Here is a 12,726-nt window from a genome sequence, read left to right as displayed (position 1 = left end):
GGGATAACCCTTGCCATTGAGTTTTTCATGATGGCTAGAGGCGATGTTTTTAATTTCTTCAAACCCCTTTATTCTAGACAAAATATCCATGGTATAAAAGGAATGGGATTTAATTTTGAGAAGTTCATTTTTATTCAAAATGCCTTTTTTATCTAGAAGATTCTTTGAAAGTGCAAGTTTTCCGATGTCGTGAAAATAACCAGAGATTTCAAGAACATCAAGATTTTCTGAATCATAGCCCAATAACTGTCCGATAGCTCTAGCAACCTTGGAAACACCGATACTGTGTGAGGCGGTGTAAGAAGACCTGAAATCGATTGCTAAAATGAAGAGCTTTGAAATGTCAAATAGGGCATGGATATCTTTGATGATTGCATCTGGCTTTAAAAAGTCTAAGATAATTTTCTTGTGTCGGTCCGTGGTAAGATTTAACCAAAACTCCTCCAACCTTGAAAGCTCCAGAAATGCATCAACAAATTCCGCTTTAAACTTGATGCCCTTATCCGCTGTAATCATGTACTTAATTCGGTCAATTTGATTGAGGATAAAATCATTTTTATCAATGAGGACCGCAATCCTATCCGCTAAGAATATCAAATTGGAATCCATTAAATAATGATCCTGATTGATGAGGTCAGTATAAGGCTCATGATGGAACCTCACAAGGTTTGCGATATTTTTAAACCCAGTAATAGATATAAGGAGTTGATAGCCGATCTCGCCATGATTTGTAATATCTTCAAAATCGTATTGAGTCAAGCTTAAGCGGTCTTCAACTGTAAAGACACCGATGTCATGAACAAGTGATGCGATTGTGATTTCTTTGATTGATTGGTGAGAATAATTAAGCATAAAACTTAATTTCAGGGCTATGTATGCAACATCGTTGTGATGATTGTAAATCCTATGATCGATAAGATCTAGAGATTCACTAAAGGCATGAAATATTTCGTTTTGTGAAACTTGAATAGACATGAGTGCCTCCAAATATAATATATTTATACAACCTATAGCATTTATTATCTTACCCTTAAATCGCCTGAAAACACAAAATAATCCAAATTTCATATTTACCCCGGCATGAGGGGGTGTTATAATGTAGTTGTGATTTTGATGTGATTGGCCCTTTTTTTAGGGTATTCATAAGTAGTGAAACAAATTTATGTTGATAAAGGAGATTGTTATGGCTTATATTGAAGTGACCTTTCCAGGTGGTAAAAGAGTAGATGCAAACTTTAAGGACTTTGTGATACCGACAGATCAGCCTGTTTATGCAGGTGGTGAGGGAAGTGCACCTGCACCATTTGATGTTTTCTTATCTTCAATAGCAACATGTGCAGGCATATATGCTCTAGGCTTTTGCCAGAGCAAAGAGCTCAGTACCGAGGGCCTTAAGTTGACTATGGATGTTGAAAAAAACAAAGAGACCAATTTAATTGGTAAAATTACCCTAAATTTAACTTTACCAGAGGGATTTCCAGACAAATATAAATCAGCGATTATCCGATCAATGGATTTATGTGCTGTGAAAAAACATATGATGACGCCTCCTGAATTTTTAATAGAAGCAATTTAAGCACCTTTTTAAAACTAAAGAATTACGACATGCGAACGTAGCCAACCCGTATAAAATTAATTATACGGGTTGTTCTTTTTATGTTACAATGTATTTGTAACCATGCAATATATCAGAAGATCAAAGTAAAGTCAGGAGGCAGTTGTGAAATTTAGTGATTATAAATATGAGCGTCCAGATATGGATAAGCTTAAAGTCGAAATGAATGATTTGTTAGAGACCTTTAAGAATGCCAATTCTGGTCAAGAACAGATTGAAATTTTGCACAAAATATCAAAACTGAGAAATAGTGTTGAAACTGCGGCGGCTCTTGTCAGCGTCAGACACACCATCAATACAGAAGATGCTTTTTACGATGCAGAAAACAATTTCATAGATGATGCCATGCCTTTGTATGAAGAAATGGTTGATCAACTCTATAAGGTTTTAAATGAATCAAGGTTCAAAGAAGACTTAAAAGCTGAATTTGGAGACCACCTTTTTAATATTATAGATGTCAAGTTAAAGACTTTTAAACCAGAAATTCTTGAAGATTTAAAGCTTGAGAATAGCTTGAACTCTAAGTACACAAAATTGAGAACCTCTGCCAAAATCATGTTTGAGGGAGAGGAACGCAATCTTGCTCAAATGGTGCCTTTTTATGAGTCTACAGATCGCGTTATACGCAAGCGTGCTCAGGAAGCAACCACTAAGTTTTTTGAAGAAAACGAAACGGCCTTTGACGACCTCTATGATGAACTTGTGAAGGTTCGTCATAGAATTGCACAAAAACTAGGTTTTGAGAATTTTATTGAACTGGGTTATTATAGACTATCGCGTACAGATTATGATGACAAGATGGTTAAGACCTATAGAGAGCAAGTCTATCGTGATCTCGTTCCAATCGCGACAAAGCTTAAGGAAAGACAAATGAAGCGCTTGGGACTTGAAAGCTTGAAATACTATGACGAACCGATTGCTTTTACATCCGGCAACGCGACACCTAAGGGGTCGCCTGAATGGATACTAGAAAATGGTAGAAAAATGTACCAAGCACTCTCTAAGGAAACTGGTGAGTTCTTCAATTTTATGCTTGAAAATCAACTTATGGACTTGGAAGCCAAAAAAGGAAAAGCAGGTGGCGGTTATTGTACTTTCTTTAGCGACTACAAAGCACCTTTCATCTTTTCTAATTTCAACGGAACTTCAGGCGATATTGACGTCCTTACACATGAAGCAGGTCACGCCTTTCAAGTTTATCAGAGCCGACATTATGAAATACCTGAGTACACTTGGCCAACACTTGAAGCTTGTGAAATTCATTCAATGAGTATGGAGTTCTTGACATGGCCTTGGATGGAGACCTTCTTTAAAGAGGATACAGCAAAATACCATTTCAATCATCTCAGTGAAGCTTTGCTCTTTATTCCTTACGGTGTTTTAGTGGATGAGTTTCAGCATTTTGTCTATGGAAATCCAGAGGTAACCCCGGCTGAAAGAAAGCAAAAATGGGCTGAACTTGAGGCTAAATATTTACCGCATCGTAAATATGAAGACAATGATTTCCTTAAAAGAGGCGGCTATTGGTTTAGACAAGGCCATATTTTCAGCGACCCATTTTATTATATTGATTATACTTTGGCGCAGGTATGTGCATTCCAGTTCTTTGTAAAGGCTCAGAATGACAGAGAAAAAGCATGGCAGGAATACCTTGAGTTGTGCAACAAGGGTGGTAGCTTGTCCTTCTTGAAACTGCTAGAAGTGGCAAACCTTAATAACCCTTTTGAAGAGGGTTCCCTGAAGCGTATTTTACCTGCTGTTGAAGCATGGCTTGATCAGGTAGATGATTCAAAATTATAGGAGGCCATTAAAAGTTATATATTAAGAAGCCATTAAAAGTTATATATTAAGAAAATAAAATTTTTAGAAGCCTTCAAAAAAAAGGTTGAATTTATATTGAAGATGAAATAAAATGTTTTTAGGTGTGGGACACGAATCGTATCCTCACTGATAATTAAAAATGATCCCAGTTGATGATAATGCGAGATACCTTAAGAGGGTAGCCGAAGGAGCAATGTTTAAAAATAACCGTTTTTAGATAGAAACTCTCAGGCAAAAGTAGTGTTATCGGATGGATCTCTGGAGAGACCGAAAGGCACCGAAGGAGGAAGTGTTAAATCGATTTTATCGTTTTAACGAGAAACTCTCAGGTAAAAATACAGAGGTATATAATGGTGACTAGCATTGCTATGTCCATTATATACCTTTTTTTTATACTCAGCAGTCTTTGGAAAATTCAGGTTTATATTTCGATAAAAAATATATTTAATCAATGTTTAAAAAGGTATAATAATAAAGGATATTAAAGTAAATCGCACAGCGATGAATGAAGGAGGAAGAATGATGGATTCAGTTAAAAAAACAGCGCTTTTTGATGTCCATGAGAAACTTGGGGGAAAAGTGATTGACTTCGCTGGATGGGCATTGCCTGTACAATACGAAGGCATCATAGAGGAACATGAAGCTGTTAGAAATGCAGCGGGTATGTTTGACGTTTCTCATATGGGTGAAGTAGAAGTAAAGGGTAAGGATGCATTTGCTTTTGTTCAAAATCTTGTGACAAACGATGTGGCAACTCTTGAAGACCACCAAATCCTTTATGGCATGATGTGCTATGAAAACGGTGGCGTTGTAGATGACTTATTGGTCTATAAGTTCAATCAAGAATTCTTCTACCTTGTTATTAATGCGAGTAATGTAGACAAAGACTTTGCTTGGATGGTTGAACAGTCAAAAGGATATGATGTGACGCTTGATAACGTTTCAGATAAAATATCAGAAGTCGCTTTACAGGGACCTCTAGCCCAAGATATTCTTCAAAAAGTTGTTGATGTGGATTTGGCAGAGATTAAGTTCTTCTATTGTAATAGAAATGTGACGATCGCTGGTGCAAATTGTCTAGTTTCTAGAACTGGATACACTGGTGAAGACGGTTTTGAAGTTTACACTGAAAACGACAATATCGTGAAGGTTTGGGAAGCAATTATGGAAGCTGGTAAAGATATGGGCTTAAAGCCTGCAGGTCTTGGCTGTAGAGATACACTTAGATTTGAAGCGGCTTTACCACTTTATGGAAATGAAATATCTAAGGATATCACACCACTTGAAGCAGGTCTTGGATTCTTCGTCAAACTTGGAAAAGACAACTTTATTGGTAAAGATGCACTGGTTGCTCAAAAAGAAGCGGGTCTTCCTAGAAAGACAGTTGGTTTTGAAATGGAAAAAGGCATCCCAAGACATGGTTATGATGTAGTTGTGGATGATCAAGTGATAGGTGTTGTAACAACGGGTTATTTCTCACCAACCCTCAAGAAGAACATTGGTCTTGCACTTATTGATGCCAAGTATGGTGAAATGGGTGGCACATTGGGAATCCAAGTGAGAAAGAAAGTTTTCCCAGCAACAATTTGCAGTAAAAGATTTTATCAAAAGAATTATAAAAAATAGTCAAAGTAAGGTATAATTTATTTAACAGTGGGGTGTGCAAGAAACTTAGGGGAGTACATCGCCATCTAAATAGATCCAAAGGATCACAGCGATTTGCTGAAAATAATGATGATTATTCAGGAGGTAATGAAAATGAAAGTTTTAAGCGGTTTGTATTATACAAAAGATCATGAGTGGGTTAAAGTTGAAGGTAGTGCTGCATTAGTTGGCGTAACTGATTTTGCACAACATTCTTTAGGATCAATCGTTTATGTTGAATTACCAGAAATCGATGAAGAGTTTGAAGCGGAAGATAGCTTTGGAACAATTGAGTCTGTAAAAGCTGCATCAGACATGTTAATGCCAGTATCGGGTACTATTACAGAAGTGAATGAAGAACTTGACAACGATCCTTCACTTGTAAACTCTGATCCATATGAAAACTGGATTATCAAAATCACACTTTCAGATGCAAGTGAGTTAGATGAATTAATGAACGCTGAAGAGTATGAAGCTTACTGTAACGAGGAGGCATAATAATGTTTCCTTACATTCCAAATACTAAGCAAGATGAAGCTAAAATGCTTGAAGTTCTTGGTATTGACTCAGTAGACCGTTTATTTGATGACATTCCAGAGCAAGTTAAGTTAAAAAGAAGATTAAACCTTTGTGCACCACTATCAGAAGCGGAAGTTTCAAAGCATATTAGAGGCCTTGCAGATAAAAATACGTCCACAAACGAACTCGTTTGCTTTTTAGGTGCAGGTGCATATGATCATGCAATTCCATCTGTGGTTCACCATTTAATATCAAGATCAGAATTTTATACAGCTTACACCCCTTACCAGCCAGAAATCAGCCAAGGGACATTACAAGCTATATTTGAATATCAAACAATGATTGCCAATGTAACCGGTATGGAAGTTTCTAATGCTTCTATGTATGATGGTGCATCTGCAACTGCAGAAGCGGCTATGCTTGCTGCTGCAAACCAAAAAGGGGATACCATTATCATTTCTGAAACCGTTCATCCTGAAGTGAGGGAAGTCGTTAAGACTTACATGAGATTTAATAACATCAAGGTTGTTGAGATTCCTTCTGTTGATGGTGTAACAGACATGGATGCCTTTAAAGGTGCTATATCAAAAGACACAGTCGGTGTTATCGTTCAATCGCCAAACTTCTTTGGTTGTATTGAAGATTACACAGAAGCAGTTGAAATTACACATGAGAACAAAGCACTCTTTATCATGAATGTGGATCCAATTGCCATGGGCGTTTTAAAAACACCTGGTGAGTACGGTGCAGATTTAGCGGTAGGCGAAGGTCAAGTTTTAGGAAATGCACTTAACTATGGCGGTCCATACCTTGGATTTATGGCAGCATCTACTAAACAAATGAGAAAATTACCTGGCCGTATCGTAGGTCAGACAGTTGATTTAGATGGTAAAAGAGCGTTTACTTTAACCCTTCAAGCAAGAGAACAGCATATCAGAAGAGAAAAAGCGACTTCTAATATTTGTTCAAATCAAGCTTTAAATGCTTTATGTGCGACGATTTATTTAAGTGCACTGGGTAAAGAAGGCTTAAAGGAAGTTGCAACACAATGTATTAAAAAATCTCATTATGCATATAAGAAGTTAATCGGAACTGGAAAATTCAGACCGGTTTATGAGGCACCTTTCTTCAAGGAATTTGTTCTTGAGACTGACATGAAAATTGATCTTCTTAATGAAAAACTCGCTGAAAAAGGATTCTTAGGCGGTTATGATTTAAGTTTAGCTTACTCGTCAGATCAAAATAGAGTTTTATTCTGTGTCACTGAGAAGCGAACTATTGAAGAAATTGATGCACTTGTTGAAGCGATGGAGGCAATCAAATGGTAAAATACGATCAACTTATTTTTGAGATTTCAAAAGAAGGCAGAAGAGGGTATAAAATTCCTGGATGCAAAGTTGATGACGTAGAGATCAATGATGTGATTCCAGCTGAATTATTAAGAAAAACAGAGTTGGGTTTACCAGAAGTAAGTGAACCACAGCTCGTTAGACACTATACTTTATTGAGCAACAAAAACTTTGGTGTGGATACTGGTTTTTATCCACTAGGCTCTTGTACCATGAAGTACAATCCGAAAATCAATGAGGATATGGCGAGTTTGGATGGTTTTGTAAACCTTCATCCTTACCAAAAGGTTGAACAAACTCAAGGTGCGCTTGAGTTAATGTATGATTTACAAGGCATGTTATCAGAAATTGGTGGTATGGATACATTCTCTTTACAGCCAGCAGCAGGCGCACATGGTGAGCTTGCAGGCTTAATGATTATAAAGGCCTACCATGAAAAAAGAGGCGAAACAAAGAGAACGAAAATCATCGTTCCGGATTCAGCACACGGTACAAATCCTGCAAGTGCAAACGTTGCCGGCTTTGAAGTGGTTGAAATCAAATCTACAAGAGATGGTGCGGTTGACCTCGACAATTTAAAGGCGGTTTTAAATGATGAAATCGCTGGTTTAATGTTAACAAATCCAAGTACGCTTGGCTTATTTGAAAAAAATATTGTAGAAATTGCTGAACTTGTTCACGAGGCAGGCGGTTTACTCTATTATGATGGTGCAAATCTCAATGCAATTTTAGGTCAAGCTAGACCTGGCGATATGGGCTTTGACGTCGTTCACTACAATCTCCATAAAACATTTTCAACACCACATGGCGGTGGTGGTCCAGGATCTGGTCCAGTTGGCGTTAAGGCTTTCTTAGAGCCATTTTTACCATCACCAGTTGTTGTGAAAAATGATACGCAATATGTACTCGATTACAATAGACCAGATGCAATCGGTAGAATGAAAGCCTTCAACGGCAACTTCGGTATACTCGTAAGAGCTTATACCTATATATTATCTATGGGTGGCGAGGGCTTAAAGCGTGCTAGCGAAATGGCAGTTTTAAATGCAAACTATATGCAAGCAAAATTGAAGGATCACTACAACCTCCCAGTGGATACAATTTGTAAACACGAATTTGTACTTGCTGGCCTTAAGGGTGAATTAAATCAATGTAGTACTCTGGATGTTGCAAAACGTCTACTTGACCATGGCTATCATCCGCCTACAATTTACTTCCCGCTTATCGTACATGATGCCATCATGATTGAACCTACTGAGACAGAGAGTCTTGAGACCTTAGATGCTTTCATAGACATTATGATTGAAATCAGTAAAGAAGCAAATGAAACACCTGAGTTATTAAAGCAAGCACCAACAACAACTCAAATTAGACGTGTTGATGAAGTACTTGCTGCAAGATCCCCAATTCTTAAATGGGAAAAACAAGTCTAGGAGGCAATATGCAAAAGGAAATCGTCGTTATAGGTGGTGGACCCGGTGGCTATGTAGCTGCTATTCGTGGTGCACAATTGGGTGCCAAAGTAACTTTGATTGAGCGTCATAAAATTGGAGGCACTTGCTTAAATTATGGGTGCATACCTACAAAGACGCTTTATAGAAATGCTGAGCTCCTAAACACATTGATGCATATTGAGGATTTTGGAATCAAGACAGGTCCGGTGACATTTGACATCGATAAAATTCAAGCCAGAAAAAAAGAGGTCGTCGACCAATTGGTTGGCGGTATCGAACAACTCATTAAAATCAATGGTATTGATCTCATCTATGGAAGCGCTGAGTTCTTAAGTGCAACCGACCTTAAAATTACTAACGAGGCAGGTGAAATCCAAACCATTACTTGTGACAACATTATTGTCGCTTCAGGCTCTAAACCACAGATGCCACCAATTGAAGGGGCTAACCTTGATGGGGTTATCACCAGCAAAGAAATATTGGAATTTAAAAATGTTCCAGAGAAACTTGTTGTCATTGGTGGTGGCGTTATCGGAATGGAGTTTGCAGGTATTTTCGCTGCCATGGGCAGTGAAGTAACTGTGGTGGAGTATTCTGACCAGATACTTGGTCAAGTGGATACTGAAATTTCGAAACGTTTTGCAGTTAGTGTCAAGAAGAAGGGCATTGATGTTCATAAATCAACAAAGGTAACAAAAATTATCAAGACGGATAACGGTCTTTCCGTTATCGGAGAAACTAAAAAAGGTGAAGTATCCTTTGATGCGACACAAGTTTTGGTTTCAACAGGAAGATCTCCAGTTATTGAAGGTTTAAATTTAGCCAATGCCGGTGTGGAATTCAATCATAAAGGCATCATCGTTGATGAAAACTTTAGAACCAACGTTCAAAGTGTTTATGCTATTGGTGATGTTAATGGTAAGCTTATGCTGGCACATGCAGCTTCTCATCAAGGGATAGCTGCTGTAGACCACATTATGGGTGTTATACACCACGGAAATCACGAAGTGGTACCGAGCTGTATATTTGTATTCCCAGAGATTTCTAGTGTGGGTCTTACTGAAGACCAAGCTAAGGCAGAGGGTATTGAAATCAAAAAAAGTAAATTTATGTTTGGTGCAAATGGAAAAGCACTTTCAATTGGTGAACCAGAAGGCTTTATTAAAGTTATATCCGATATGAACGACATTATTTTAGGCGTTCACATTATGGGACCACATGCATCAGATTTAATTCATGAAGGCACACTTGCAGTAAGCCGAAAAATGCATGTAGATGATATTGCCGGTACAATTCATGCACATCCAACACTTGCTGAAGCCTTTGCAGAAGCAACTATGGGATTAAAAGGTGAAGCGATTCATATGGCACCAATCAAAATTAAAAAGTAACGAGAGAGGGGACCGATCAATGAATTTAGAATTAATTAAAAAAAATGACCCAGAGCTCTATGAATCAATGGAACTTGAGCTTAAAAGACAATCAAGCAACATTGAATTAATTGCATCAGAAAACTTTACAAGTTTAACGGTAATGGCAGCAATGGGTTCACATTTAACCAATAAATATGCTGAAGGTTATCCAGGAAAAAGATACTATGGCGGTTGTGAATATGTAGATATCTCGGAAGATTTAGCGAGAGATAGAATGAAAGCCTTATTTGGTGCGGAACATGCGAATGTACAACCACACTCGGGCTCACAAGCAAATATGGGTGTTTACATGGCAGTTCTTGAGCCAGGTGATAAAATCTTAGGGATGAATTTATCTGATGGTGGTCACTTAACACATGGTAGCCCAGTTAACTTCTCTGGAAAACTCTATAACTTTGTTTCTTATGGTGTTGATGCAGAAGGTTGGATTGATTATGACAACTTAAGAGAAATGGCAATTGCTGAAAAGCCAAAAATGATCGTTTCTGGTGCAAGTGCATACTCAAGAATTATTGATTTTGCTAAAATCAGAGAGATCTGTGATGAGGTTGGTGCACTTATGATGGTTGATATGGCACATATCGCTGGATTAATCGCTGCAGACCTTCATCCAAATCCAGTACCATATGCAGATTTCGTAACAACGACGACGCACAAGACTTTAAGAGGACCAAGAGGTGGTGCGATTCTTTGTAAAGAAGAATACGCAAAAGCTATTGATAAAACCATTTTCCCTGGTATTCAAGGTGGTCCCTTAATGCACATCATCGCTGCAAAAGCTGTTTGTTTTAAAGAAGCGATGTCAGATGAGTTTAAAGCTTACCAAAAGAAAGTGGTTGAAAATGCTAGCACTTTAGCGGATGCTTTAAAATCTAAAGGATTCCACATTGTATCTGGTGGTACAGACAATCATTTAATGCTTGTTGACCTTAGAAACAAGGATATCACTGGTAAAGCAGCAGAGAAATTACTCGATGAAATCGGGATTACAACAAATAAAAACACAGTACCTAATGAAACTGCTAGTCCATTTGTAACAAGTGGTATCAGAATTGGTACACCAGCATCAACGACACGTGGCTTTGGAAAAGAAGAAATGCTTGAAATCGCAGATATTATCAGCTGGACAATCGAAAACAGAGACGCTGATTTAGAACCTGCTAGAGCACGTGTAAAAGCACTTTGTGATAAATTCCCTTTATATAGGGATTAATCTAATTACCGACCCCACAAAGAGAAACAGCCCTTAACCTCACGGTAAAGGGCTGTTTTTCAATAAAGGATAAATAAAATGTTGGTGGTATTAGACATTTTCTACGTATGACATTTAAATATTATGGCTTGACGCCTTAATATTATTGCCATATAATCTAAAGTATAGTTTAAGAAACAAAAGAAAGTGAGTATTAACATGAACTTCAGACTTTCATATTTTGCAGTTGCACATAATATTATAGCAAATTTTAGAAAAGACGCGAGAAGTCTCTCTAAAATTTAATATTATGTTAACCCGCAAGTGTCTGAAGAAGACTTAATATATTAAAATTAAGAACTCTAAGTCTATACGCTTGGAGTTTTTTTGTATAAAAAATTAATGGGGCATCTCTCTTTAAAGAATGCTTCCTTAACAAGCCTGTCATTAAACTCCGAAGCACTTGCATATTAGAAGTCATTTTACTTTGGAGGAAATCATGAACATGGAAATAAGATCAATAAAAAATGAAAGAAGCATTAGGTTAAAACAAAATATCACCAAGAATTATTTATTTACTTTAATTTATAATATGGATTTAACAAGGGGAATATGGATGATCTATCTTGCGAGTAAGGGGATGTCTCTGACTCAACTCGGCATACTAGAAACGATATTTCATATCACTTCCTTTACTATGGAAGTCCCTACAGGTGCAGTTGCCGATATATTTGGTAGACGTGTCAGCCGTATAAGTGGGCGCGTTTTCTCCTTGATAAGTGTCATTTTGCTACTTATGTCCAATCAATTTTGGGGCTTTGCAGTTTCCTTTATATTTACAGCCCTATCTTACAACCTTGAATCCGGAGCAGGAGATGCACTGATTTATGACTCGCTTAAAGAAATCAAGGCAGAAAACGACTATATGCGAATTAACGGTAAAAAAGAAGTTTTCTATCACTTTGCAAGTGTAATTTCATTTTTTGTAGGTGGCTATTTGGCAACAAAGAGTTATCCACTTGCATTTTATATTACCATCTTCATCGGTGCAATGGCCGTTGTTCAGTCTTTTGGCTTTATCGAGCCTCAAATAGAGTCCGAGAATATTGAAGAAAAAGACTTCTCAGTTTCACCCGATGAAGTTAAAAAAACATCAGGATATCATATTTTTAAAACTCAATTAGTGGAGAGTTTTAGTGCTGTAAAAGCGAATCCTAAAATTGCATCCTTGATGATTGTAGGACAACTCATAGGAACATTTTGTACCTGCATCTTTTTCTACAATCAAAACTTCTTAAAGTCGCTTCAATATGATGAAGGACAAATTGGTTTAATCCTGGCCCTATCATCTATAGCGGCGGCTGCTGTAGCGACACAGGTCCACAAGATTGAGGGGCTAATTAAGGAGAAAGGCATTCTCTTTATACTGCCTTGGGTTACCGTAATAAGCATATGGGGCATTGCACTTTCAAATTATCATTATCTTTTTTTCATACTCATGATGATGACAGAGAGTGTAAGCTATATCGCACTTACAGATTATATCAATCGATTAATCCCAAGTGAAAATCGCGCAACCATATTATCGTTTGCCAGCATGATTTTCAGCTTCTTTATGATCATTATGTTCCCAATCGTTGGAATTTTAGGCGATGCATTTAATCTTAAATTTGCCTTTATGGTAATGGGTGGTATTGGT

The 12,726-nt window shown here is 37.5% G+C and carries 10 protein-coding genes and 1 riboswitch; of the genes, 9 read left to right on the top strand and 1 reads right to left on the bottom strand.

What is annotated here, in order from left to right:
- Positions 1-975: HD-GYP domain-containing protein (locus tag AC220I_RS11380; RefSeq protein ID WP_486723955.1), on the bottom strand; the 975-nt coding region annotated here is incomplete at its 3' end.
- 208 nt (positions 976-1,183) lie between these two features.
- Between AC220I_RS11380 and AC220I_RS11375 the strand changes: the two genes are divergently transcribed.
- The 9 genes from AC220I_RS11375 to AC220I_RS11335 all read left to right on the top strand — a co-directional run.
- Positions 1,184-1,576: an OsmC family protein gene (locus tag AC220I_RS11375; protein ID WP_486723954.1), complete on the top strand. Its 393-nt coding sequence runs from the start codon at positions 1,184-1,186 to the stop codon at positions 1,574-1,576.
- 144 nt (positions 1,577-1,720) lie between these two features.
- Positions 1,721-3,415, top strand: a complete 1,695-nt coding sequence (locus AC220I_RS11370; RefSeq protein WP_486723953.1) for a M3 family oligoendopeptidase — start codon at positions 1,721-1,723, stop codon at positions 3,413-3,415.
- A gap of 269 nt (positions 3,416-3,684) precedes the next feature.
- Positions 3,685-3,787: riboswitch (glycine riboswitch) on the top strand.
- 171 nt (positions 3,788-3,958) lie between these two features.
- Complete coding sequence (gene gcvT / locus AC220I_RS11365; RefSeq protein WP_486723952.1) at positions 3,959-5,062, top strand: glycine cleavage system aminomethyltransferase GcvT; 1,104 nt, start codon at positions 3,959-3,961, stop codon at positions 5,060-5,062.
- A gap of 132 nt (positions 5,063-5,194) precedes the next feature.
- Positions 5,195-5,578, top strand: coding sequence for a glycine cleavage system protein GcvH (gene gcvH, locus AC220I_RS11360; protein WP_486723951.1), 384 nt, complete (start codon positions 5,195-5,197; stop codon positions 5,576-5,578).
- Between the two features lie 2 nt (positions 5,579-5,580).
- Entirely contained in the window at positions 5,581-6,927 is a 1,347-nt protein-coding gene (gene gcvPA / locus AC220I_RS11355; RefSeq protein WP_486723950.1) for an aminomethyl-transferring glycine dehydrogenase subunit GcvPA, read from the top strand.
- On the top strand, positions 6,921-8,381 hold the full coding sequence (gene gcvPB, locus AC220I_RS11350; protein ID WP_486723949.1) for an aminomethyl-transferring glycine dehydrogenase subunit GcvPB: 1,461 nt from the start codon (positions 6,921-6,923) through the stop codon (positions 8,379-8,381). Before gcvPA ends, gcvPB begins: the two co-directional genes overlap by 7 nt.
- 8 nt (positions 8,382-8,389) lie before the next feature.
- Positions 8,390-9,793, top strand: coding sequence for a dihydrolipoyl dehydrogenase (lpdA, locus tag AC220I_RS11345; RefSeq protein WP_486723948.1), 1,404 nt, complete (start codon positions 8,390-8,392; stop codon positions 9,791-9,793).
- A gap of 19 nt (positions 9,794-9,812) precedes the next feature.
- Positions 9,813-11,048 carry a serine hydroxymethyltransferase gene (glyA, locus tag AC220I_RS11340; RefSeq protein WP_486723947.1) on the top strand — a complete coding sequence of 412 codons (1,236 nt, stop codon included), beginning with the start codon at positions 9,813-9,815 and terminating at the stop codon, positions 11,046-11,048.
- Positions 11,049-11,526: 478 nt separating this feature from the next.
- Positions 11,527-12,726, top strand: a 1,200-nt coding sequence (locus tag AC220I_RS11335) for an MFS transporter (RefSeq protein ID WP_486723946.1), incomplete at its 3' end; no start/stop codon positions are given.

The organism is Fusibacter sp. (genome assembly GCF_057447755.1).
This window is presented reverse-complemented; position numbering and strand designations above follow the sequence as displayed.